At 71.3% G+C, this 24314-nt stretch carries 21 protein-coding genes; 10 read left to right on the forward strand and 11 right to left on the reverse strand.

Going from position 1 to position 24314, the window contains the following annotated elements:
- Positions 1-67: 67 nt before the first annotated feature.
- Positions 68-1354: a geranylgeranyl reductase family protein gene (locus OHA19_RS17140; protein WP_405715649.1), complete on the reverse strand. Its 1287-nt coding sequence runs from the start codon at positions 1352-1354 to the stop codon at positions 68-70.
- 97 nt (positions 1355-1451) lie between these two features.
- Between OHA19_RS17140 and OHA19_RS17145 the strand changes: the two genes are divergently transcribed.
- Positions 1452-1970, forward strand: a complete 519-nt coding sequence (locus OHA19_RS17145; RefSeq protein WP_405715647.1) for a GNAT family N-acetyltransferase — start codon at positions 1452-1454, stop codon at positions 1968-1970.
- Between the two features lie 23 nt (positions 1971-1993).
- Here OHA19_RS17145 and OHA19_RS17150 read toward each other — a convergent pair whose 3' ends face one another.
- Positions 1994-4519 (reverse strand): zinc-ribbon domain-containing protein, encoded by a 2526-nt coding sequence (locus tag OHA19_RS17150; protein WP_405750688.1) that lies wholly within the window; start codon positions 4517-4519, stop codon positions 1994-1996.
- A 121-nt stretch (positions 4520-4640) separates the two neighbouring features.
- Positions 4641-5333, reverse strand: a complete 693-nt coding sequence (locus OHA19_RS17155) for a demethylmenaquinone methyltransferase (protein WP_405715643.1) — start codon at positions 5331-5333, stop codon at positions 4641-4643.
- A gap of 137 nt (positions 5334-5470) precedes the next feature.
- Here OHA19_RS17155 and OHA19_RS17160 point away from each other — a divergent pair, with 137 nt between their 5' ends.
- Positions 5471-6187, forward strand: coding sequence for a DUF3152 domain-containing protein (locus OHA19_RS17160; protein WP_405715641.1), 717 nt, complete (start codon positions 5471-5473; stop codon positions 6185-6187).
- Between the two features lie 84 nt (positions 6188-6271).
- Here the strand turns inward: OHA19_RS17160 and OHA19_RS17165 are convergent, their stop codons facing one another.
- The 4 genes from OHA19_RS17165 to OHA19_RS17180 form a co-directional block, all read right to left on the reverse strand.
- Positions 6272-6898 carry a hypothetical protein gene (locus tag OHA19_RS17165; protein ID WP_405715639.1) on the reverse strand — a complete coding sequence of 209 codons (627 nt, stop codon included), beginning with the start codon at positions 6896-6898 and terminating at the stop codon, positions 6272-6274.
- A gap of 7 nt (positions 6899-6905) precedes the next feature.
- On the reverse strand, positions 6906-8105 hold the full coding sequence (gene mqnC / locus OHA19_RS17170; protein WP_405715637.1) for a cyclic dehypoxanthinyl futalosine synthase: 1200 nt from the start codon (positions 8103-8105) through the stop codon (positions 6906-6908).
- A 72-nt stretch (positions 8106-8177) separates the two neighbouring features.
- Positions 8178-10010, reverse strand: coding sequence for a serine/threonine-protein kinase (locus OHA19_RS17175; RefSeq protein ID WP_405715635.1), 1833 nt, complete (start codon positions 10008-10010; stop codon positions 8178-8180).
- A 471-nt stretch (positions 10011-10481) separates the two neighbouring features.
- Entirely contained in the window at positions 10482-11360 is an 879-nt protein-coding gene (locus OHA19_RS17180) for a menaquinone biosynthesis protein (protein ID WP_358944255.1), read from the reverse strand.
- 406 nt (positions 11361-11766) lie between these two features.
- Between OHA19_RS17180 and OHA19_RS17185 the strand changes: the two genes are divergently transcribed.
- Both OHA19_RS17185 and OHA19_RS17190 read left to right on the forward strand, forming a co-directional pair.
- A complete protein-coding gene (locus OHA19_RS17185; RefSeq protein WP_003967102.1) occupies positions 11767-11970 on the forward strand; it encodes a cold-shock protein in 204 nt (67 codons plus the stop codon).
- A 206-nt stretch (positions 11971-12176) separates the two neighbouring features.
- Entirely contained in the window at positions 12177-13004 is an 828-nt protein-coding gene (locus OHA19_RS17190) for a MerR family transcriptional regulator (protein ID WP_405715633.1), read from the forward strand.
- Positions 13005-13167: 163 nt separating this feature from the next.
- Here OHA19_RS17190 and OHA19_RS17195 read toward each other — a convergent pair whose 3' ends face one another.
- On the reverse strand, positions 13168-14400 hold the full coding sequence (locus tag OHA19_RS17195) for an amidohydrolase family protein (RefSeq protein WP_405715632.1): 1233 nt from the start codon (positions 14398-14400) through the stop codon (positions 13168-13170).
- A gap of 262 nt (positions 14401-14662) precedes the next feature.
- On the opposite strand from OHA19_RS17195, the gene OHA19_RS17200 reads away from it, so the two are divergent.
- A complete protein-coding gene (locus OHA19_RS17200) occupies positions 14663-17620 on the forward strand; it encodes a BTAD domain-containing putative transcriptional regulator (protein ID WP_405715630.1) in 2958 nt (985 codons plus the stop codon).
- Between the two features lie 220 nt (positions 17621-17840).
- The gene (locus tag OHA19_RS17205) at positions 17841-18053 is read left to right on the forward strand and encodes a hypothetical protein (RefSeq protein ID WP_405715628.1); all 213 of its coding nucleotides are present in this window, start codon (positions 17841-17843) and stop codon (positions 18051-18053) included.
- Between the two features lie 475 nt (positions 18054-18528).
- Here OHA19_RS17205 and OHA19_RS17210 read toward each other — a convergent pair whose 3' ends face one another.
- Positions 18529-18693, reverse strand: coding sequence for a hypothetical protein (locus OHA19_RS17210; protein WP_405715626.1), 165 nt, complete (start codon positions 18691-18693; stop codon positions 18529-18531).
- 103 nt (positions 18694-18796) lie between these two features.
- A complete protein-coding gene (locus OHA19_RS17215) occupies positions 18797-20359 on the reverse strand; it encodes a FadD3 family acyl-CoA ligase (protein ID WP_405715624.1) in 1563 nt (520 codons plus the stop codon).
- 91 nt (positions 20360-20450) lie between these two features.
- Between OHA19_RS17215 and OHA19_RS17220 the strand changes: the two genes are divergently transcribed.
- Genes OHA19_RS17220 through OHA19_RS17230 form a run of 3 tightly spaced genes read left to right on the forward strand, consistent with a single transcriptional unit; the run spans position 20451 to position 22834 of the window.
- Complete coding sequence (locus tag OHA19_RS17220; protein WP_405721765.1) at positions 20451-21599, forward strand: lipid-transfer protein; 1149 nt, start codon at positions 20451-20453, stop codon at positions 21597-21599.
- Positions 21600-21613: 14 nt separating this feature from the next.
- A complete protein-coding gene (locus OHA19_RS17225) occupies positions 21614-22054 on the forward strand; it encodes a Zn-ribbon domain-containing OB-fold protein (protein WP_405721762.1) in 441 nt (146 codons plus the stop codon).
- A gap of 6 nt (positions 22055-22060) precedes the next feature.
- On the forward strand, positions 22061-22834 hold the full coding sequence (locus tag OHA19_RS17230) for an enoyl-CoA hydratase/isomerase family protein (RefSeq protein ID WP_405715622.1): 774 nt from the start codon (positions 22061-22063) through the stop codon (positions 22832-22834).
- Positions 22835-22891: 57 nt separating this feature from the next.
- Here OHA19_RS17230 and OHA19_RS17235 read toward each other — a convergent pair whose 3' ends face one another.
- A complete protein-coding gene (locus OHA19_RS17235; protein WP_405715620.1) occupies positions 22892-23437 on the reverse strand; it encodes a hypothetical protein in 546 nt (181 codons plus the stop codon).
- Between the two features lie 158 nt (positions 23438-23595).
- Between OHA19_RS17235 and OHA19_RS17240 the strand changes: the two genes are divergently transcribed.
- Positions 23596-24303: a hypothetical protein gene (locus OHA19_RS17240; RefSeq protein ID WP_405715618.1), complete on the forward strand. Its 708-nt coding sequence runs from the start codon at positions 23596-23598 to the stop codon at positions 24301-24303.
- The last annotated feature ends 11 nt before the right edge of the window (positions 24304-24314 follow it).

Below are 24314 nucleotides of genomic sequence, written 5' to 3' on the forward strand. Positions count from 1 at the left end.
GGCAGGCGGTCGCTGCTCCTCCGTGGGCATGCGTATACGTACGTCAAATGAACAGGCCGCGCGCGGCTCAGGCCTTCGGGGCCACCTTGGACAGCCCGTTGATGATGCGGTCCATCGCGTCGCCGCCCGTGGGGTCGGTGAGGTTGGCGAGCATCTTCAGGGTGAACTTCATCAGCAGCGGGTGCGTCAGACCGCGCTGGGTGGCGACCTTCATGACCTTCGGGTTGCCGATCAGCTTCACGAAGGCGCGGCCCATCGTGTAGTAGCCGCCGTAGGTCTCCTTGAGCACCTTCGGGTAGTTGTTCAGGGCCAGTTCGCGCTGGGCCGGGGTCGCGCGGGCGTGGGCCTGGACGATGACGTCCGCGGCGATCTGGCCCGACTCCATGGCGTACGCGATGCCTTCGCCGTTGAACGGGTTGACCATGCCGCCCGCGTCACCGACGAGCAGCAGGCCCTTGGTGTAGTGCGGCTGGCGGTTGAAGGCCATCGGGAGGGCGGCGCCGCGGATCGGCGTCGTCATGTTCTCCGGGGTGTAGCCCCAGTCCTCCGGCATCGAGGCGCACCAGGCCTTGAGCACCTCGCGCCAGTCCAGCTCCTTGAACGCGGAGGAGGAGTTGAGGATGCCGAGGCCCACGTTGGACGTGCCGTCGCCCATGCCGAAGATCCAGCCGTAGCCGGGCAGCAGCCGGTCCTGGGGGCCGCGGCGGTCCCACAGCTCCAGCCAGGACTCCAGGTAGTCGTCGTCGTGGCGGGGCGAGGTGAAGTACGTACGCACGGCCACGCCCATCGGGCGGTCCTCGCGGCGGTGCAGGCCCATGGCGAGCGACAGCCGGGTGGAGTTGCCGTCGGCGGCGACGACGAGTGGGGCGTGGAAGGTGACCGGGGTCTTCTCCTCGCCGAGCTTCGCGTTGACGCCGGTGATGCGGCCGGTGCGGTCGTCGATGATCGGGGCGCCGACATTGCAGCGCTCGTACAGCCGCGCGCCCGCCTTCTGCGCCTGGCGGGCCAGCTGCTCGTCGAAGTCGTCGCGCTTGCGGACCAGTCCGTAGTCCGGGTACGAGGCCAGGTCGGGCCAGTCCAGCTGGAGGCGGACCCCGCCGCCGATGATGCGCAGGCCCTTGTTGCGCAGCCAGCCGGCCTCTTCGGAGATGTCGATGCCCATGGAGACGAGCTGCTTGGTGGCGCGCGGGGTGAGGCCGTCGCCGCAGACCTTCTCGCGGGGGAAGGCCGTCTTCTCCAGGAGCAGGACGTCCAGTCCGGCCTTGGCCAGGTAGTACGCCGTCGTGGAGCCGGCCGGGCCTGCCCCGACGACGATCACATCCGCGCTGTGTTCGGAGAGGGGCTGCTCGGTCACGGTCGGATCTCCCGAAGACTCGAAATCACGTGCCGCGCGGCACCTGTCCCGTGCAGTCTATGGGGGTCCGCCGATCAACTTTCCGAAGGGCTCCCAGATGTCGACCGTGCTTCCCGGTGCTCCCTCCGTACAGCTGCGCGTCCCGATCGACGAGGACGCGCTCGCCTGGCATCGCGCGTTCGACGATCCCGAGGTGATGGAGTTCTTCGGCGGTGCGTCGGAGGAGCTCTCGATGTACGAGGAGTGGACCGCCCGGCAGCGCCGGCTCGACGCCGAACTCGGCTACTGCCTGTGGACGGTGCTGGGCGAGGACGGCGGGGTGGCCGGCTTCACGGGCGCCCAGCCGTGGCCGCGGACCGATTACGGGCCGGTCGGCGAGACAGAGATCGGCTGGCGGCTGGCCCGAACCGCCTGGGGCCGGGGTTACGCCACCACCGCCGCGCGCCTCACGCTGGAGCGGCTGCGCGCGGCCGGGGTGGAGCGGGTGGTGGCGACGATCGACGCGGGGAACGAACGGTCCACAGCCGTGGCCCGGCGGCTGGGGATGGAGCGGGCGGAGAGCTTCACGACGCCGGGGACGGGCCAGGAAGTGGTCTGCTTCCGGCTGGCCCTGTGACCCTGGCGCCGTGAACTCGGGCGTCAGTCGATGTCGTTGAGCATCCAGGTGGACAGGGCAGTGTCGAAGATCCGCCGGGCGCCGGGCCATTCGGTGTCGCGTTCGGTGGTGTAGACGGCGTACTCGGTGCCGTCGTCCGCGATGTAGCTCTGGTCGATCGCGTGGATCGTCTCGCCGCTCTCCCGGTCCTCGTACGTGTACTCCCAGATCGCGCCGGGCCGCCCCTGGAAGGAGTTGGCCGTCAGTTCGATGCGGCGGTAGTTCTTCTGGTTGGCGTCGGCGGTCCGCTCCAGCGTCACGAAGTTCTCGTACGAGCTGTACGGGGCGTTGCGGATGACGCCGACCTTGAGCTCGGCCCGTCCGGTGGAGCCCGCGTAGGTGATCTGGTTGTTCTCCTCGCTCCGCCGGTCCCAGACCGTGGGGACGGCGAAGGAGAACCCGGCGGTGTCGGAGACGAGCCGGAAGCCCTCGGGGACCGTGGGGGCGGAGGGGGCCGAGGGGCTCGCGGAGACAGCGGAGGCGGTGGGGGTCGGGTCGGCGGAGGGGATCTGCTGCTGCGACGGCTCGGCCGAGGGTTCCTGGCTGCTCCGGGCCTCGGTGGTGGGCCGGTCGTCCTCGACCGTTCCGCCCCCGCCCCCACCGTCCGTGAGGGCCAGGACTCCCGCCGTCGCGCCGCCGCCGACGAGCAGCGCCGCGACGAGGGTGCCGGTCCAGATGAGGGCGGCGCGCTTGCGGGAGCCGGGCGGGGAAGCGAGAGAGGCCACGGGCACGGTGGGTGCGGCGGGCGTCGCGGGCGCCGCGGAAAGGGCGACGGTCTGCGGGTCGTACGGAGCCGGGGTCCGGGTCGGAGTCGGGGTCTGGGTCGGGGTCTGGGTCGACGCCGGAGCCGGGGCCTGCTGAACGGCCTCGGTCGGGGGCAAGTCCGGGTTCGCCGGGGCGGAAGGGTCATACGGAGCCGGAGCCGGGTTCGCCGGGACCACCGTGGTCGGGGTCTCCGGCGCCGCACCGGGCAGCGGCGGCGTCGGCATCGACACAGGCGCGGGCGCAGGCGCAGCCATCGGCAACGACATCGACACCGGCATCGGCATCGGCGCCTGCGGCGCGACCGGCGTGGCCCGCCCCGTCAGCCGCAGCAGGTGCGGCGCCACGAGCACCGCGCCGCCCACCCACAGCAGCCCGAACAGCAGCGCGTCCGACACACTCGTCGCCAGCTCCGCCGTGCCCTGATCGCCCGTGTCCCCGAAGCCGCCCGCCAGCTCCACGGACACCCCGCCGAGACCGCTCAGCACCAGGAACAGCGCCAGGAACAGCGCGCCCGCGGTGGCCTGTTCACGCCGGTCCGCGGAGCGTCGCGCGGCCCAGATCCCGATGGTCAGCGCGCAGACGACGCCGATGGCCAGCGCGCCGGTCACCGCCCAGCCGTTCACTTCCTCGCCCAGTTCGGACAGTCCGACGCTGCCGTGCTCCGTACCCGCGCCGAAGAAGCTCACCTGCCCGCGGATGTCGTACTCGAACGGAGCTCCCCAGCTGAGCCCGAGCACCGCCAGGCCGATGTTCGGCAGCAGCGGCAGCGCGATCAGCATGGACTCGCCGTCCACGTCGTCGGCGTTGGCGTACGCGATGTACCCGATCAGGCTGCACAGCAGGAGTACGGCGCCCAGTGCCCGTACCGCCGTCCCCACCGCCCGGACCGTGGTGAACGCCACCGGACGAGCGGCCAGCCACTGCGCCGCGGCGTCGCGCTGGAGTACGCCGCCGGTGACGAGCAACGAGATGACCAGGGCCCCGAGCATGGCGAGGAGCGGCGCGGACGAGACCGACACACCCGCGACATCGGGCTGGGCGAACAGCCCCAGGACCAGGACGGCGGCGGACGCCACCAGGCCGATCCGTACCGCCGCCTCCAGCCCGCCGCCCTGCGCGCGAACCCTTCGGGCGCCCAGGATCAGCGCGCCCACCCACAGCACGGTGACGGTCAGCGGGACCACGGAGAGCGAGGCCCCGCTCTGCGACATGCCTCCTTGGAGGTCGTACCAGCCGGCCTCGAATTCGCTGCCGCCACCGCTGTCGCCGCTCGGGCCGGTGGCCACCAGCTCGAAGCCGCCGCCGAACGCCTGGAGCAGCACCGCCAGCGCGATCCGCAGCCGGTCGCCCCAGCCGACGACGACATCGTCGCCCTGCCCGTACGAGGGGATGGCGAGCGCCACCGCGAGGGCCAGGATCAGTCCGGTGGGCCAGGCGGCCGCCTTCACCGAACCCGCCCAGTCGCCCCGGAAGGTCCGGCCGAAGAACGCGCCGAGGGGCGACGGAACCACCGGACCCGGCAGCGGCGCGTGACCGGGCGGCGGGGGCTGCTGGGACACCGGTCCGGGCGGCGGAGGCTGGTGGGACGGCGGTCCGAGCGGCTCGGAACGGGGCGGTGCGTCCGGCATCGCGGGCGGCGCGGCCGGTGCCGCGTCGGCGACCGTCGGGCGCTCGCGCCCGCACTTCATACAGAAGCGCGCCCCGTCCGGGGCCTGTGTTCCACAGAAGGGGCAGTACAACGGCATACGGACTCCGGCGGCTGCGGCGGGGAGGGGGACGGCGATGTCGGGGAAGACATGTGCGCTTCAACGGACACATCTTCCCCGCCGCCCGGTTCCCGTCGGCGGAAGTCGCCGAACCGTTGCCTCAGGGGCGCACGCCCCGGTGCAGCGCCACCACACCACCGGTGAGGTTGCGCCAGGCGACCTTCGACCATCCGGCCCGCTGGAGCGCGGCCGCGAGTCCGGGCTGGTCCGGCCAGGCGCGGATGGACTCGGCGAGGTAGACGTACGCGTCGGGGTTGGACGACACCGCACGCGCGACCGGCGGCAGCGCCCGCATCAGGTACTCGGTGTAGACCGTGCGGAACGGCGCCCAGGTCGGCTGCGAGAACTCGCAGATCACCACCCGGCCGCCCGGCTTGGTCACCCGGTACAGCTCGCGCAGCGCCGCGTCCGTGTCCTGGACGTTGCGCAGCCCGAAGGAGATCGTCACCGCGTCGAAGCTCTCGTCGCGGAACGGCAGCCGGGTGGCGTCGCCCGCGGTGAAGGGCAGCCAGGAGTTGCGCTTCTTGCCCTCCTGGAGCATGCCGAGGGAGAAGTCGCACGGCACGACGTACGCGCCGGTCGCGGCGAACGGCAGCGAGGACGTCGCCGTGCCCGCGGCCAGGTCGAGGATCTTCTCCGCGGGCCGGGCGTGCACCGCCTTCGCGACCTCCTTGCGCCACAGCCGGGCCTGGCCGAGCGACAGCACATCGTTGGTGAGGTCGTAGTTGGCCGCCACGCCGTCGAACATCGTGGCGACTTCGTGCGGCTGCTTGTCCAGGGATGCTCGGGTCACCCGCCCATTCAAGCAGCCCGGTCCGCGCCGCTCGGCGCCGGTCGCAAGTCGTGACCCGGGTGGACTGAACCGATCGGTTCCGCCGACGGTCAGTACAGAGGGGGCACCGAGCCGCCGGGATCCAGGGGGGAGCCCAGATGTCCGCACGAGGTGCAGGGCCGGAGGGCCGGCGAAGACGGCTGTCCGCCGCCGTGCTCGTCCCGGCGGCGCTGATCTGTGCCGCCGCCCTGCTGGGGCCCCGGTGGAGCACCGGCGCCGAGGAGAAGCCGTCGGCGTCGTCCGCGTCCGGGAGGGCGCCGGCCACCGGCACGTTCACCGTGGCCCGCGCCCAGGACACCGGCGGAGACGGGGGCAGAGGCATGGCGTACCGGGTCGAGGTGGAGGACGGATCGGGCGTCGATCCGGACCGGGCCGCCGCCGAGATCGCCCGCGTCCTGGCCGCGCCCCGGGGCTGGTCGCACCACGGCGAGCACACCTTCCGCCGGGTCTCCGAAGGACCGGCCGGACTCGTCGTCCGGATCGCCACCCCCGCGACCACCGACGCCATCTGCGGGAAGGGCGGCCTCGACACCCACGGCGAGGTCAACTGCCGGGTCGGCGCCGACGTCATGGTCAACCTCAAGCGCTGGCAGCAAGGATCGCCCGAGTTCCACGGCCCGCTCGCCGAGTACCGGGCCCTGATCATCAACCACGAGGTCGGCCACTGGCTGGGGCACGGCCACGAGACCTGTCCGGGCAAGGGCCGCCCCGCACCCGCGATGATGCAGCAGATCTACGGGCTGAAGGGGTGCGTCGCCAACGCGTGGCCGTACGACGCGAGGGGCCGCTATCTGGGCGGCCCGTCGGCGCCGTGAGCCGTCCCGAGCCGTCCCGCCGGTGCCGTACCGCGAGCCCGTCCGCCGGTGCCGCGGCCCCGGGCCGCCCGTGATGCGTGCGCGTCAGCTGCGGCGGAAGACCAGCCGCCCGCCGAGCACCGTCGCCACGCAGCTCCCGGCGCCCTCGGTGCGCAGCGCGGCCGGGTCCGGTACGTCGAACACCGCCAGGTCCGCGGGCCCGCCGACGGTCAGCGCCGTCGCGAACGCGTCGCCCGGTCGCGGTACGGACGCCAGCGGGTCGAGCGAAACCTGTTCCGGTGCCGGGCCGGGGGCGTGGACGCGCAGGCCCGAACGGGCGACCGCGGTGCGCACGGCGGGGCGGGTGAAGGGGCCCCGGACGGCGGTCGTGCCGTGCCGCAGCATCCGTTGCAGGCCGCGCCGGGCACTGGCGCCCCAGCGGGCGTCGTCCATGCCGAGTGCGGTGAGGGCGTCGCCGGTGAGCGGTTCGGTGCCCAGCTCGTCGGCCTCGCGCGGGTCCGGGTGGTAGGCGGCCTCCAGCAGCACCGGGGCCGCCGCGTTGAGCAGCCCGGGGGTGATCAGCCCGGACCACCGCCTGGTCCGGGCCTGCGGACGGGCGGCGATCAGCTCCCCGTACGCGCCGACGGCGACGACCACAGCGCCGTCCACGGCCACGGAGTCCGCCCCGTCGGGGGCGCCGTGCACCGCGTCGGCGGCATGAACCGTCAGCAAGGCTGCCTCAGTTGGCGTCGAGGAGCTTCAGCTCCGGGTGGGCCGTGCCGCCCTCGATCGCGGTGGACGAGATGTGCGAGACCACGCGCTCGTCGACCGGGTCGTTCGCCGGGTCGTCGTGGACGACGAGGTGCTCGTACGTGGTGGCGCGCTGGGCCGGCACCCGGTCCGCCTTGCGGATCAGGTCGATGATCTCCAGGCGGTTGGAACGGTGCTTGGCGCCCGCCGAGGAGACGACGTTCTCCTCCAGCATGATCGAGCCGAGGTCGTCGGCGCCGTAGTGCAGCGACAGCTGGCCGACCTCCTTGCCGGTGGTCAGCCAGGAGCCCTGGATGTGGGCGACGTTGTCGAGGAAGATCCGGGCGATGGCGATCATCCGCAGGTACTCGAAGAGCGTGGCCTGCGTCTGGCCCTTCAGCTTGTTGTTCTCCGGCTGGTACGTGTACGGGATGAACGCGCGGAAGCCGCCCGTCCGGTCCTGTACGTCGCGGATCATCCGCAGGTGCTCGATGCGCTCGGCGTTGGTCTCGCCGGTGCCCATCAGCATGGTGGAGGTGGACTCGACACCGAGGCGGTGGGCGATCTCCATGATCTCCAGCCAGCGCTCGCCGGACTCCTTGAGCGGGGCGATCGCCTTGCGCGGCCGGACCGGCAGCAGCTCGGCGCCGGCTCCCGCGAAGGAGTCGAGACCGGCGGCGTGGATGCGCTGGATGGCCTCCTCGACGGAGACCCCGGAGATCCGGGCCATGTGCTCGACCTCGGAGGCGCCCAGCGAGTGGATGACCAGCTGCGGGAACGCCTTCTTGATCGCGGAGAAGTGCTCCTCGTAGTACTCGACGCCGTAGTCCGGGTGGTGCCCGCCCTGGAACATGATCTGCGTGCCGCCGAGTTCGACGGTCTCCGCGCAGCGGCGCAGGATGTCGTCGAGGTCGCGGGACCAGCCCTTGGCGGTGTCCTTCGGCGCGGCGTAGAAGGCGCAGAACTTGCAGGCCGTGACACAGACGTTCGTGTAGTTGATGTTGCGCTCGATGATGTACGTCGCGATGTGCTCCGTACCGGCGTAACGGCGGCGGCGTACGGCGTCGGCGGCCGCGCCCAGCGCGTGCAGCGGCGCCGAACGGTAGAGGTCGAGCGCCTCCTCCGGGGAGATCCGACCGCCCTCGGCGGCTCGGTCGAGGATGGGCTGAAGGTCGGCCTTCTCGGTCACCGGGCTGTCACCTTTCGGCGGTTTTTCAACGGATCTACGGACCGGTTCAGCGTACGCCAGCCCCTTGTGGGGTCAGCCGCCGGACCGGCTCAACGTGCCGTACGGCAGCCCCGCACCCCGCTCCTCGGACCGGAACCGCAGGGTGCCGTCGTCGGCCAGGGTGAAGTGGACGTCGGTGGTGGTGGAGGTGCACAGGGCCGGAGTGCTGGGCCGGTCCGGGTCGACGCGTTCATGGAGCGTCAGTTCCTCTGCGGTGCCGGAAGTAAGGCTGGCCACGCTGTTGCAGCTGACGGTGACCCCGAGGCTGGTGACCTCGGTGTTCATCCGGACCACGTCCGTGCCCTTCTTCCCCGCGGTGAAGACGGCGGTGAGCGTGCCGTGCGGCTGCCCGGTGGTCTTCTCGGTGACCGGGCCCTTCCAGGTGCCGATGAACTCCTTCGGGAGTTCGGCGATCTGCTCCGGGCTCCCCGTGCCCGAGTCCGCGGGCCGCGACGGCCGGTCGGACGCCGTGGCGGCGGGCGGGGTGCTGCCGACGTTGCCGTGCTCGGCGTTGTTCCCGCCGCTGCCGCCCGGCATCAGGTCGAAGAGGAACGCGCTGCCCACGGTCACGGCGGCGAGCGCACCCGCCACCGCGAGGGCGACGGTGCAGCTGAGCCGCCGGCCGCGGTTCGCGTCCGGCCGGGCCGGGGAGGAGTCCGCGCTGACGGTGACGGAGAAACGGGGGTCGGCCGTACGCTGGCCGGGCAGCCCGGAGTCGCCGGTCCGCGGCGACGGCCCGGTCGCCCCCGGAGCCCCGGCGGGTCCGACCGTGCCCGCGCTCGCGGGCCACGAGGGCAGTACGCCCGGATGGGACAGCCGGGTCGGGTCGTGCGTGGGGAAGGGCTCGGCCGGCGAACCGTACCCGCCGCCCACACCCCCGCCCCCGTTCGCCCCGTTCATTCCGTCGGCCCCGCCCGCACCCCACGCCGCACCGCTGAACGGCACCGGCCCCGACTGCACCGGCGCGTCCTGCGGCTCCAGGTCCAGGAGAGCGACCGCCGCCCGGCTGACCTCGCGCACCAGCGGTCCGGGCAGCCAGCCGCCCGCCACCAGCGCGGCGGCCCCGCCCGGCGCCAGCCGCCGGGCCAGGTCCATCGGCGTGGGCCGGTCCTCGGGCTCCTTCTCCAGGCACCCGGCGACGACCTCCCGCAGGTCGCCCTCCAGCTCCCCCAGTTCGGGCTCCTCGTGCACCACCTTGTAGAGGAGTACGGCCGAGGAGTCGCCGAGGAAAGGTGCGGTACCGGTCGCCGCGTACGCGAGCACCGCGCCGAGCGAGAAGACATCGGCGGCGCCCGAGATGTCGACGCCCCGGATCTGTTCCGGCGCCATGTAGCCGGGCGAGCCGACCGAGACCCCGGTGGAGGTGAGCGAGGCGGTGGCACCGATGGCGTGGGCGATGCCGAAGTCGATCAGCCGGGGGCCGTCCAGTGCCAGAAGTACGTTGGACGGCTTCACGTCACGGTGGATGAGGCCCTGCCCGTGCACCGCGGCCAGTGCCTCCCCGAGTCCGGCGCCCAGCATCCGCACCGCGTTCTCGGGCAGCGGGCCGTGCTCGGCGACCGCGGCGGAGAGCGGGGGGCCGGCCACGTAGCCGGTGGCGACCCACGGAATGGGCGCGTCCGGGTCGGCGTCCAGCACCGGGGCCGTCCACTGCGCACCGATCCGCCGGGCCGCGTCCACCTCGCGCCGGAAGCGCGCGCGGAACTGCTCGTCCAGCGCGAAATGCGGATGCACGACCTTGACCGCGACGGTGCGTCCGCCCGCGCTGCGCCCCAGATAGACCCGGCCCATGCCGCCCGCACCGAGCCTGCCGAGCAATCGGTAGGCACCGATGGTCAGCGGTTCGCCGGCTTCCAGCGGCTGCATATGGACACTCCCCCTGTAAACCGGCCCGACCTCCGACCGAAGCCTAGGGGGCGAAGGCCATCAGGTCACAGAGGAAACCATCCGCCTATTTCGCCCCTGAGGGAACGAACAACGACTTTCGACACAACAAAAGGCGTGAATGCGTCGTTCACCCGAGCGATTCCGGGGCCGGCCGGGGCACTCTGCGACACCATCCGGGAATCGGCTATTCGACGCGTATTAACCCGAATCGAGGCCGTACCGACAGAAGGGCATGCCGTACCGGCAAAGGACATGAGGCGGAAGCGGCGGGAAGAAGGCGCGGGAAGGGATAAGCGAACCCGAAAGGTACGGGATTCACCTATGTTCCCGGGCATTCCCGCGCGAGGCGCACGCCCCGCGCTCCGCACCCCCGTCCCCACGCCCGCGCCCACGCCCCGTACCGATGCCGCTCGCGCCCATGTCCCTCGTACCGCGCCCCGCTTCCGGGCCTCAGCCGCCGAGCAGCTCGACCTTCACGTCCGCCGGGAAACCGGTCGTCGGGCCGACCCGGCGCGCGAACTCCTGCACGCCCGCCAACTGGTCAGGGCCGAAGCGGAAGTCCAGGGTCGTGAAGTACCGCTCCAGCACCTCCGAGTCGAAGGCCTCCCAGCGCGCCGCCTGCTCCGCGACCTTGGTGACCTCCTCCAGGGAGAGGTCCCGCGAGGCCAGAAACGCCTCGTGGACCTTGCCCACCCGGTCGGGTTCGGCCGCCAGGTAGTCCTTGCGAGCCGCCCAGATCGCGAAGACGAACGGCAGCCCGGTCCATTCCTTCCACATCTGCCCCAGGTCGTGGACCTGAAGGCCGAGCCGGGGCGCGTCGTGCAGGTTGGCGCGCAGCGCGGCGTCGCCGATCAGCACGGCGGCGTCCGCCTCCTGCATCATCAGGCCGAGGTCCGGCGGGCAGGTGTAGTAGTCCGGGCTGACCCCGTACCGCTCGGCGAGCAGCAGCTGGGCCAGGCGGACGGAGGTGCGCGAGGTCGAGCCGAGGGCCACCCGGGCCCGGTCGAGCTGGTCCAGCGGCACCTGCGACACGATCACGCACGACATGACGGGCCCGTCGCAGCCCACCGCGATGTCGGGAAAGGCGACCAGGTCGTCGGCGTTGCGCAGGTACTCGACCAGCGTGACGGGGCCGATGTCCAGATCGCCCCTGATCAGCTGCTCACTGAGCTTCTCCGGGGTGTCCTTCGAGAGCTCCAGGTCGAGCAGGGTCCCGGTGCGTGCCAGCCCCCAGTACAGGGGAAGGCAGTTCAGGAACTGGATGTGGCCGACGCGCGGCCGGCTGCGACGGTCGTCGCCTGCGACGGTTGAGACGGTTGAATTGTCCACATCGCGAGGCTAGACCCGTGGAGCGACCGGGACGGCACCGGGGGCGCGGGGCGCACCCGATCCCACTCCCGGGAGCACCCGCAGTGCGCTCGCGGAGTTCCCGGAGCCCTCGCCCGGAGCCCTCACCCGGGTCCCGGAGGCCCCCTCCGTAACCCGGAAGTCGACTCCACGACACCCTCCCGTACGCCCACTTCGTCAGCTCATCAGCACGGCAATCAAACATCCGAGTGAAGTGATCTTTCCCTCTACCCTTCGATACACGCTGCGTGCTAGGCTCGACGCAAGTTGCAGTTTGGTTTCCCTTGCAGTACAGAGCCTGCGGAGCATGTAACCCGCAGGCTTTTGTAGTTTTCAGACTTCTTTGCAGGTTCTGGAGCAGGGCAACCCTTTGGCCCAAGGAGGGCTTATGGCTACCGGAACCGTCAAGTGGTTCAACGCTGAAAAGGGCTTCGGCTTCATCGCCCAGGACGGCGGCGGCCCGGATGTCTTCGTCCACTACTCCGCGATCAACGCGTCCGGGTTCCGCTCCCTCGAGGAGAACCAGGTCGTGAACTTCGACGTCACTCAGGGACCCAAGGGTCCGCAGGCTGAGAACGTCACCCCGGCCTAGTTGCCCGGGTCGGCCGATCGCGGCCGGCTAGTAGTACCCAAGGAGCCCCGCTCCTCCGCTTCGGCGGGGAACGGGGCTCCTGCCTTTTCCTCTCCCTTTCCCCGTTCCGCTCCCCCTCTTCCCTTCCCGCTTTTCCTCGCGATGCCGGGCCCCGGGCGGCGGCGCTTGACCTTGACACCGTGTGAAGCGGTGGGCTTGGACACATCATGTTCACCATCGGAGACTTCGCCAGATACGGACGGGTGTCGGCCCGGATGCTGCGTCACTACGACGCCATCGGACTGCTGCACCCCGACCGCACCGACCCCGACACCGGCTACCGCTTCTACGGAGCCGCCCAGCTCGCCCGCCTCAACCGCGTCATCGCCCTGAAGGATCTCGGCTTCACGCTCCAGCAGGTGCAGGCCATCCTCGACGAGCAGGTCGGGCCGGAGGAGCTGCGCGGGATGCTGCGGCTGCGCCGGGCGGAGCTGGAGGAGGCCATGCGGGCGGCGGCGGCACGGCTGACGCAGATCGAGGCGAGGCTCCGGTCGATCGAGAGCGAGGGAAGCATGTCCGTGAACGATGTGGTCATCAAGAAGGTTGCCGCAGTACGGGTCGCCGAACTGACCGGCACCGCGGCCGGTTACGAGCCGGAGGACATCACTTTGGTGATCGGGCCGCTGTACGACCGGCTGTTCCCGCTGCTGGGAGCGGCGGGCGTCACTCCCGACGGCCCCGGGATCGCGTACTACGAGGACGCCCCGGAGGGCGGCGGGGCGGTCGTCGTCCACGCGGGGGTCACGGTGTCCGCGCCGGTGGGCCCGGTGGGCGACACCGGGATCACGGTGGTCGAACTGCCCCCGTTCGAGGCGGCGACCATCGTCCACCGGGGTTCGATGGACGGCGTGCTGTCGACGTCCCAGACCCTGGCCCGCTGGATCGACGCCAGCGGCTACCGGTCCGCGGGATACGCCCGGGAGGTCAGCCTGGAATGCCCCGAGGACCGGGACAAGTGGGTGACGGAGCTCCAGGAGCCGGTCATCGAGGTCTAGGGCCTCTCGTTTGGATCATGCCGGGCTCGCGTGCCCCGGTGCCTGATCCGGCCTGATCCAAACGAAAGACCCTAGGCCCCTCCGGACACTCGTAGCCGGAAAAGAACGTGACACTCGATACCTGAGGTGTCACGTTCTTTTCCACCTCCCAGGCCCGGTCGGCCTAGTGTCCTCCGCCGGGCCCCGCCCACAGCCCGTCGTCCGTCAGCCCCAGCAGGTCGATCGCGTTGCGGCGCACGATCCGGTCCACCACATCGGCGTCCAGATGCCCCATCTGCGCCTCGCCGACCTCTCGCGACTTGGGCCAGGTGGAGTCGGAGTGCGGGTAGTCGGTCTCGTACAGGACATTCCCCACACCGATCGAGTCCAGGTTCTTCAGCCCGAAGGCGTCGTCGAAGAAGCAGCCGAAGACATGCTCGGCGAACAGCTCCGACGGCGGGCGGTGGACCTTGTCGGCGACGCCGCCCCAGGCCCGGTTCTCCTCCCAGACCACGTCGGCGCGTTCCAGGATGTACGGGATCCAGCCGATCTGCCCCTCCGCATACATGATCCGGAGGTTCGGGAACCTTTCGAACTTGCCGCTCATCAGCCAGTCGACCATCGAGAAGCAGCAGTTGGCGAAGGTGATGGTGGAACCGACGGCGGGCGGTGCGTCCGCCGAGGTGGACGGCATCTTCGAGGACGAGCCGATGTGCATCGCGATCACCGTCCCGGTCTCGTCACAGGCCTGCAGGAACGGATCCCACTCGTCCGTGTGAATCGACGGCAGTCCGAGGTGCGGGGGTATCTCGGAGAACGCCACCGCGCGCACCCCGCGCGCCGCGTTGCGCCGGACCTCGGCCGCGGCCAGCTCCGCGTCCCAGAGCGGGATCAGGGTGAGCGGGATGAGCCGGCCCCGCGCCTCGGGCCCGCACCACTCCTCGACCATCCAGTCGTTGTACGCGCGCACCCCGAGCAGCCCCAGCTCGCGATCCTTCGCTTCGGTGAAGGTCTGGCCGCAGAATCGCGGGAAGGTGGGGAAACAGAGCGCGGACTGGACGTGGTTGACGTCCATGTCGGCGAGCCGCTCGGGGACCGAGAACGAACCCGGGCGCATCTGCTCGTAGGTGATGATCTCCAGCTTGATCTCGTCCCGGTCGTAGCCGACCGCGGTGTCGAGCCGGGTGAGCGGGCGGTGCAGGTCCTCGTACACCCACCAGTCGCCGATCGGCCCGTCGTCACCCTTCGCACCCATCACGGGAGCGAACTTCCCGCCCATGAAGGTCATTTCCTTGAGCGGTGCGCGGACGATCCGCGGGCCGCGGTCGAGGTACTTGGACGGGAGCCGGTCCCGCCAGACATGAGCGGGCTCCACCGTGTGGTCGTCCACCGAGATGATCTTCGGGAAGGTCTCCATGCACACCACCGTAGCGTCGATCTGACGAACCGTCAGCTATCCGGACCCGACCCCGTTCGGTATTCGTTGTCGAGGGCTTGTGCAGAGCATCACCCACTGCTGACGTGCCACCCAAGACAAGGCAGACTGTTGAGCGCGATACCAGCGGTACCGAGCAATCCGGATCCACCCGCCCCGGACCGGCACACGGACGGGCAATCCGGGCGGACAGCATCAAGCACGATGGGCAGCACAGGCGGGGCGAGCAGGGCAGGGGGCAGCAATGGACCATGACACCGGGCCACACGTGCGTGTTCCGGAGCAGCGTGCTCCACAACAGCGGTCGGCGGGCGGCGTCGATCTGCGCTTCTCCGTGCTCGGTCCCGTGCGGGCATGGCGGGACGGCGAAGCCCTGTCGTCCGGTTCGCCGCAGCAGCGCGCGCTGCTGGCGGCGCTCCTGCTGCGCGGCGGCCGCACGGCCACCGCCTCGGAGCTCATCGACGCCATCTGGGGCGACGAACCGCCCTCCCAGGCGCTCGCCACCATACGTACGTACGCCTCCCGGCTCCGCAAGGTCCTCGACCCGCAGACACTGGCCAGCGATGCCGGCGGGTACGCGATCCGGACCGGCCGCGACGCCCTCGACGTGACGGTGGCCCAGGAGCTGGCGGCCGACGCGGACAAGGCCCGTGCGTCCGGCGACCGCTACCAGGCCCGGGCCCTGCTCGGGAAGGCGCTCGGGCTGTGGGACGGCGAGGCGCTGGCCTCCGTGCCCGGACCGTACGCCGAGAACCAGCGCACCCGCCTGGAGGAGTGGCGGCTCCAGCTCACCGAGACCCGCCTCGACCTGGACCTGGAGGTCGGCTGCCACGCGGAGGCGGTCTCCGAGCTGACCGCGCTCACGGCCGCGCACCCGCTGCGGGAGCGGCTGCGCGAGCTCCTGATGATCGCCCTGTACCGCAGCGGCCGCCAGGCCGAGGCGCTGGCCGTCTACGCCGACACCCGCCGGCTGCTCGCCGACGAACTGGGCGTCGACCCGCGTCCCGCGCTCGCCCAGCTCCAGCAGCGCATCCTGCAGGCCGACGAGGAACTCGCCCGCCCCGCGGACGAACCGGCTCCCGCCCCGGCCCCGGTGCGCCCCGCCCAGCTCCCGGCCACCGTCCCGGACTTCACCGGCCGCACCTCCTTCGTACGCGAACTGGGCGACCGGCTGGCGACCGCCGAGGGTTCGGTGATGGCCGTCTCGGCGCTGGCCGGCATCGGCGGCGTCGGCAAGACCACCCTCGCCGTGCACGTCGCCCACCAGGCGCGCCAGCACTTCCCGGACGGCCAGCTGTACGTGGACCTCCAGGGCGCGGGCGCACGGGCGGCGGAGCCGGAGACGGTCCTCGGTGCGTTCCTGCGCGCCCTGGGCACGGCGGACTCGGCGATCCCCGACTCCCTGGACGAGCGCGCCGCGCTGTACCGGTCCACGCTCGACGGCCGCCGCATCCTGGTTCTCCTCGACAATGCCCACGACGCGGCCCAGATCCGCCCCCTCCTCCCCGGCACCGCGGGCTGCGCGGCCCTGGTCACCAGCCGTGTCCGCATGGTCGACCTGGCCGGCGCCCACCTCGTCGACCTGGACGTGATGTCCCCCGAGGAGGCGCTCCAGCTCTTCACCCGCATCGTGGGCGAGGAGCGGATCGACTCCGAGCGCGAGGCAGCCCTCGACGTGGTCGCCGCCTGCGGTTTCCTCCCGCTGGCCATCCGCATCGCCGCCTCCCGCCTGGCCGCCCGCCGCACCTGGACAGTCTCCGTCCTGGCCGCCAAGCTCGCCGACGAACGCCGCCGCCTCGACGAACTCCAGGCCGGCGACCTCGCGGTGAAGGCCACCTTCGAACTCGGCTACGGCCAGCTGGAACCCGCCCAGGCCCGCGCCTTCCGCCTCCTCGGGCTGGCGGACGGCCCCGACATCTCCCTGGCCGCCGCGGCGGCCCTGCTGAACCTGGACGTGCACGCCGCGGAGGACCTCCTGGAGGCCCTGGTCGACACCAGCCTCGTGGAGTCCGCGGCTCCCGGCCGGTACCGCTACCACGATCTGGTGCGCCTCTACGCGCGTTCTTGCGCGGAGCGCGGCGAAGAGCCCCTGGAGGAACGGGAGTCGGCGCTGTCGCGGCTGCTGGACTTCTATCTGGCGACGGCGGCGGGGGTGTACGCGCTGGAGCGGCCGGGGGACCGAGCCGTCGCCCACCTGGTGGCCACCGAGCACCCGGGGCTCGAATTCACCGACGGGCACGAGGCGGTGGACTGGCTGTACAGCGAGGCCGATTCACTGCTTGCCTGCGCCCATCAGAGCGCGTCGAGCGGAATGCTGCAGCGTGCCGTCGACCTGCTCTGCGCGGCGAAGGACCTTGCCGAGTCGGGCGCGAACTCCCGCCAGTACGAGACGACCGGCGTGGCTCTCCGTAACGCGGCGATGGCTGCCGCAGAACCCCGTGCCGAGGCACGGGCCCGTGCCTCGCTGTCCACCGTGTATCTCGTCTCCGGCCGTTTCGAGCTGGCCGACGAGGAAGCGCGGCACGCCATGGATCTGGCAATGAGCACCAAGGACCCGATCCCCGCGTGCTGGGCACCCAACGACCGCGGCATCATCGCGTTCTACCAGGGAAGGCACGAAGCGGGCGAGAAGTTCCTGCAGGAGGCCATAGACAACTACCGCGCGGACGGAAACCTGGTGGGCGAGGCATCCGCGCTGTGCAATCTCTCCCGTATCCACGTGAACATGGACCGCACGGCCAGCGCGGTCGAGCTCGCCCAGCAGGGCACGGCCATCTTCGACGGAATGGGACTCAGCCTCCGCACCGCCAACGGCCGATTCGCGCTGGGCATCGCGCTCACTCAGGCCGGAAGGCCGGCCGAGGCACTGAAGGAGCTCGACGAGGCGCTGCGCGTGTTCCAGGGCAATCGCCAACGGCTCTGGGAGGGCTCGACCCATTTCCGGATGGCGGAGGCGCACCTGGCCGACGAGCGCCCGGCGCGGGCAGCCCAGCACGCGGAGCAGGCGCTGGCCCTGCGTGTCATCGGAGGCGAATGGATGCGGGGCAACGTTCTGATCACTCTGGGACACGCCCTCGAACGCCTGGGCCAGATCGACCGGGCGCATGCATGCTGGACCGAAGCACTGGCCATCCACGAACAGTTCGGGGCTGCCGAGGCCGACAAGGTCCGGGTCCTCCTCACCCCGGTCAGCGCTGCCTGAGAGGCCGGAACCGGCAGAGAACCGGCGGCGTTCATCGAACGTTTATCGCCACTCGGCAGTCTTAAGCCCATCGACCCGTCGTGTCGGGGGGCAGACGGGTCGCACGGGGGACCACACCGCTAGGGTGAACGGCCCTGATATGCCCGTCCGGCAGCCCACGGGGGAGCAGCCGGACGGGCATCGCCGACCACGCAAGCAAGAACTTTGGGAGTTGACAGGCATGAGCGACGCACTGAAGCCGAAGACCGGTGCCGCGACCACGCAGGAGAACCACGCCGGCAGCCCGGGCAGCGGTGGCAGCTCCGTCAAGCCGCTGGAGAACCACGCCGGCAGCGTGAGCGAGGACATCACGACTCTGGAGAACCACGCCGGCAGCACGCCGAAGGACGTCCTCAAGACGCAGGAGAACCACGCGGGTTCCGAGACAGCCTGAACCTCACTCGACGGGGGAGCGGCCGCGGCGGCGCGGAGGGGGAGCCGTCGCGGCCGCCGTACGTCCGGGGGACGCACGACCGCAATACGGGGACGCACGACCGCAATACGGGGTCGCACAACAGAGGGGCACGAGCCACCGGCTCGTGCCCCTCTGCGCGTCCCGCCGGTAGGCCTCGATCAAGGTCATGGAACTGGTCACCGCACGAAGGCCGGAGCGATGGGCATCCTTGAGGCGGGCCTTCATCTCGGGGTTTCCGAGTGCGGCCCGGGAAAGACCTTCGCAGTCCAGCACATAGAAGACGTCAGACATCAGGCCGCACTCCGGCGCGCGTCCACGCCTGACTCCTGTTCGTCGAACCGTTGCTCGATCTCACGCCGCCCGGCCTCGGCCGCAGCCAGATCCGCCTGCGGTCGCGGCGAGGTGCGGCACCGGGGCACGCGGGCCCTGATCCAAACGAGAGGCCCTAGCTAGGTCACCGGGCCGTACTCACCCTCCAGCTGCCCCACCAGCGCCCCCAGCCGGTCGCGCTCGCGCTGACTCGCGTGACATACGCGCTGAACGCACCGGGGCCGACCACGCTGCGGATCTCCTCCGGGAGCTCCTCCGGCAGCGTGACGGTGTACTTCTTGGTTGCCATGCCAGTCACCATGCTTCCGGGCATGCCCGCATGGCGACCCACTTCACTCCATGCGGTGATCACATCACCTCATGGAGTGACCGCGCCGGCGCACCCCACCCCGTCAGTCCCCCACCCGCCCCCGCAGCTCCCCCTTCACCACCTTGCCGCTCGCGTTGCGCGGCAGTTCGGGCACGAACTCCACCGTCCTGGGGACCTTGTAGTTCGCCATCTCGCGGCGGGACCAGGCGATCAGGTCGTCGGCGGTCGCCGTCGCTCCGGGGCGGCGCACCACGTAGGCCCTGCCGACCTCGCCGAGGCGGGGGTCGGGGACACCGATGACCGCCACGTCGGCCACGTCCGGGTGCAGGCCCAGGAGTTGCTCTATCTCGGCCGGGTAAGCGTTGAAGCCGCCGACTATGAACATGTCCTTGATCCGGTCGGTGATCCGGAGGTTGCCCGCCTCGTCGAGGACGCCCACGTCGCCGGTGTGGAGCCAGCCGTCGGAGGTGATCGAGGCGGCCGTGGTCTCCGGGTCCTCGAAGTAGCCCTGCATCACGTTGAAGCCGCGGACCAGGACCTCGCCGGGGGTACCGGGATCGGCCAGTACGCGGATCTCGGTGTCCGGGATCGCGCGGCCGGACGTCGAGGCGATCGTCCCGGCCGGGTCGCCGCGGCGGCACATCGTGACGATGCCGCTCGCCTCGGAGAGGCCGTACGCGGTGAGGACCGTGGCGATGCCGAGCTCCGTGCGCAGGCGTTCCACCAGTTTCAGCGGGACCACCGCCGCGCCCGTCACCACCAGGCGGAGGGCGGAGAGGTCGTGGGCGGCGCGCGCGGGGTGGTCCAGCAGGGACTGGTGGAGGGTGGGCGGGCCGGGCAGGACCGAGATGCGTTCGGCGGCGATGTTGGCCAGGGCCGTGTCCACGTTGAAGACCGGTTGCGGGACCATGGTCGCGCCCCGCATCAGACACGCGATGATGCCCGCCTTGTAGCCGAAGGTGTGGAAGAAGGGGTTCACGATCAGATAGCGGTCGCCCTCGCGCAGATCCGCCAGTTCGCTCCAGATCGCGTAGCAGCGCAGGGTCTGGGCATGGGTGATGACCGCGCCCTTGGGCCGGCCCGTGGTGCCCGAGGTGTAGATGATGTCGGAGGGGTCCGAGGAGGCGATCGCGTCGGCCCGGGTGCGCACTTCGGCCCCGGACACCTCCTCCCCCGCCGCCAGGAAGTCCTTCCAGGTGACGTAGTCGTCGGGGGCGGAGTCGGCGAGCACCACCACGCGTTCCAGGTGCGGGAGCCGCACGTCCGCCCGGCGCAGCGACGCCACGTACGAGGTGCCGAGGAAGGTGCCCGTGACGAAGAGGAGCTTCGCCCGGCTGCGTTGCAGGATGTACGCCGCTTCGGTGCCCTTGAAGCGGGTGTTGAGGGGAACGAGGACCGCGCCGACCGTCACCGCCCCCAGCGCGGAGACGATCCAGTCCAGGGTGTTCGGGGCCCAGACCGCGACCCGGTCCCCCGGTTCCACGCCCGAGGCCATGCACGCGGCGGCGGCCCGCTCCACGCGGTCGCCGAGTTCGGCGTACGAGACCCGGGTGCGGCCCTCGACGACCGCCTCCCGGTCCCCGTACCGTCGCGCCGCCGCCCGGATCAGCCTCGGGATGCTGCCCCACTCCTCGTCACCGCGCATCGTTCGCCCTCCTGACGCAGTAGCTGACTATCCGTCAGATTAGCTGTAGCCTCAGCCGCTGTCAGCAGTCATGACGGCCTGGGAGGTGGCGGTGACGGCACTCAAGGACGCGACGGCGATAGCCGGCATAGGACAGACGGCCTTCGCGAAACAACTGCCGGAGTCCGAGAAGACCTTGGCCTGCCGGGCCATCGTCGCGGCGCTCGACGACGCGGGCATCGCCCCGTCGGAGGTGGACGGATTCGCCTCGTACACGATGGAGGAGACCGACGAGGTGGAGGTCGCCAAGGCCATCGGGGCCGGTGACGTCACCTTCTTCAGCAAGGTGGGGTACGGGGGCGGCGGCTCCTGCGCGACGATCGCGCATCTCGCCGCCGCCGTGGCGACCGGGCAGGCGAGCGTCGGTGTCGCCTGGCGGTCACGGAAGCGGGGGTCGGGGCCCCGGCCCTGGAAGAACACCGCCGTGCAGCTGCCCACCCCCGCCCAGTGGACCCGCCCGTACGGGCTGCTGCGGCCGGCCGACGAGATCGGGATGCTGGCGCGGCGGTACATGCACGAGTACGGGGCGACCCGCGACCACCTCTTCAACGTCGCCCTCGCCTGCCGCAACCGCGCCAACCAGAACCCGGACGCGGTGATGTACGAGCGGCCGCTGACCCGCGACATGTATATGACCTCGCGCTGGATCAGCGAGCCGCTCTGCCTCTTCGACAACTGCCTGGAGACGGACGGGGCGCTGGCCTGCGTCATCGTCTCCGCCGAGCGCGCCCGCGACTGCCGGCAGAAGCCCGTCTACATCCACTCCGTCGCCCAGGGACTGCCCGCCCAGCACCACGGAATGGTCAACTACTGGAACGACGACCCGCTCACCGGACCCGCCTGGACGGCCGCCCGGCAGCTGTGGAAGCAGGCCGACTTCGGCCCGGACGACGTGGATGTCGCGCAGATCTACGACGCGTTCACCCCGCTCATCCCGCTCTCCCTGGAGGGCTACGGCTTCTGCGGACGCGGTGAGGGCGCCGCGTTCACCGAGGGCGGGGCGCTGGAGAGCGGCGGGCGGCTGCCCATCAACACCGGGGGCGGCGGACTCAGCGAGGGGTACGTGCACGGCTTCAACCTGATCAACGAGGGCGTCAAGCAGCTGCGCGGCGTCTCCACCGCCCAGGTCCCGGACGCCGGGACGTGCCTCGTCACCGCCGGGGAGGGTGTCCCCACATCCGCCGTACTGCTGAGGAGCTGAGGGAGTTGACCGGGATGGATGGACTGCTGCTGCCCGTCGTGGACGAGGACGGCGCCCCCTTCTGGGAGTACGCGGCCCGCGGTGAACTCCGCGTCCAGGCGTGCGCCGCCCCTCGGTGCGGGCGGCTCCGCTTTCCGCCGCGGCCGTGCTGCCCGCACTGCCAGTCGTTCGAGAGCGAGTGGCAGCCGATGAGCGGCCGCGGCCGCATCTGGTCCTACGTACTGCCGCATCCGCCGCTGCTGCCCGCGTACGCCGCGCAGGCCCCGTACAACGCTGTCGTGGTCGAGCTGGCGGACGCCCCGCAGATCAGGCTGGTCGGGAACGTGGTGAGCGGCCCGGACGCCCCGCTGGACTCGGTCGATCCGGAGCGGCTGCGGATCGGTGCGCCGGTGCGGGCGGTGTTCTGCCCGGCAGATTCCGGGGTCACGCTGGTGCGCTGGCAGCTGGAGAGGTAGGGGCGGATGACGCTGCGTACGGAGACGGACAAGGAGACCGGGGTCGCGCTCGTCACCCTCGACCGGCCCGCGAAGCACAACGCGATCGACCTGGCGACGGCCGCCGAACTGGCGGCCGCCTGGCGGGCGTTCCGCTTCGACGACGGAGTGCGGGCCGTGGTCCTCACCGGTGCGGGCGGTCGGGCCTTCTGCACCGGGATCGACCGGGGCGTGGATGTGCCGCAGCCCTCGTCCCCGTACACGATCGACGATCCGCTGCTCGCGATCGGGCCGAAGGCTAACGACCTGTGGAAGCCGGTGATCGCGGCCGTGGAGGGGATGGCCTGCGGTGGGGCGTTCTATCTGCTGGGCGAGGCGGAGTTCGTGATCGCGTCCGAGGAGGCGACGTTCTTCGACCCGCACACCACGTACGGCATGGTCAGCGCGTTCGAGGCGATCTCGATGGCACAGCGGATGCCGTTCGGCGAGGTGGCCCGGATGTCGCTGATGGGGACGGCGGAACGGGTCTCGGCCCGCCGCGCGTACGAGACCGGTCTGGTCAGCGAGTTGACGGCGCCCGGCGGCGCGGTGGACGCGGCGCTGCGGGCGGCGGGCGTGATCGCCTCGTACCCGACCCGGGCGGTACAGGGGACGGTACGGGCGGTGTGGTCGGCGCGGGAGGCGGCCAGGGCGCAGGCCATGGCCCACGCCCCGCACCTCGTCGCACTCGGCAATCTGCCGCCGGAGCGGCAGGCCGAGCTGTTCCGGGGGCGGGGCGCGGGCGAATTCCGGACGCGCTGACGGGCCGGCCGGTGGCTCAGTGGCTCAGCTCGGATCAGTAGCTCAGCTCGGATCAGCTCAGTAGCTGAGCTCGGCATCCACGCGGCAGGTATTCACCTTGGAGACCTTGCGCGGGTTGTCCATCCGCACGGAGATGGTCTTGGTCTCGCCGCCCTCGGCCTCCACGGTCGCGTCACCGGTGTCGACGGTGTTGCCGACCGCGTCGAGGAAGGTCACGTCGACCTCGTAGGTGTGGGAGCCGGTGGCACCGGCGTCGGCGGTGAGCCTGACGGTGGAGGCGGTGACGGCCTTGCGCTTGCCCTTGCGGGGCTGGGCGCAGCGGGTGACATACGCCTCGGGCTCGTCGGACGCCGTGGCGGTCGGGGTCGGCGTGCCGTAGTCGGTGCCTCCGGACGAGCTGCTCGACGAGTCGTAGTCGTCATCGTCGTAGTCACTGCTGTGGTAACCGTTGTTGCTCTTCTTGGAGTTGGAGCAGCCGCCGCCACTGCTGCTCGACCCCTTGCTCTTGCCGCTGCCGCCGCCGTGGCTGGAGGTCGAGAAACCGGTGAGTGCGAGTACCACCACGACCAGCACCGCGGAAAGCTTTATGTGCTGCCGCATCATCGATGCAGCCCCCCTTGTGTTGTTGTCCGTCTCTGCAGTTGTCGAACGACCGTGCGTCACGCTAGCGCAGGTGGCGAGCGTGAGGGGCCCGGCGTAGCGTCGAGCCGAGAGCGGTGCAGAGCTGTGACGCCGGTCCGCGCACGCGCAGGAGGCCGATGATGATCCGCAACGTCCTCGGCTCGGTCCTCGCTCTCGCCGGAGCGGCGGCCGCCGTGCTGAGCCCCTTCCGTGACTGGTACGACGGTCGTCTCGGGCGTCACTACCGGATCGCGGAGCTGTTCACCGGAATCACCGCGGCCCGGCCCGGACCACTGGACTCGGTCCTGCTCGCGTTCCTCTTCGCCGCCCTGCTGACGGTGGCCGGTGTGGTGTTGCGGTCGCGGCTGCTGGTGGCGGCGGCGGGTGTGGTGGTGCTCGGGTTCACCGTGCTGTGGATGGTGCGCCAGGGGGGGTCGGTGGGCAGTCTGGCGATCGCGGGGGACGGATCCGGGCTGGGGTGGGGTGTGGCCGGGGCGGCGGCGGGCGGGGCGCTGATGCTGTTGGGTTCGGTGGTGATGCCGGGGCGGCGCGGTGGCGGACGCCGGTCCGCCCGCAAGGGACGCGACCAGCCGTACACGGCGCCCGGCTCGGAGCACCCGGACACCTGGCCGCCCACGCAGGAGCCGGGGCCGTCCGTGCAGACGAGCACCCTGCCGGAGCCCGAGCCCGAGCTGTACACGGGTCCGGACCCGGCGAGCCGGGGCACGGATGACCGGCGCCGCCCGGCCCCGGACGACGGGGACGTGGCCCCGGACCAGCACGACACCGCCCCGCATCCCGTCGCGCCGGACGAGGGCCCTGATGCAGATGGGCGCCCGCACGGCTGAGGCCCTCCGCG

The organism is Streptomyces sp. NBC_00012, from assembly GCF_045040875.1.
Classification (GTDB): domain Bacteria; phylum Actinomycetota; class Actinomycetes; order Streptomycetales; family Streptomycetaceae; genus Streptomyces.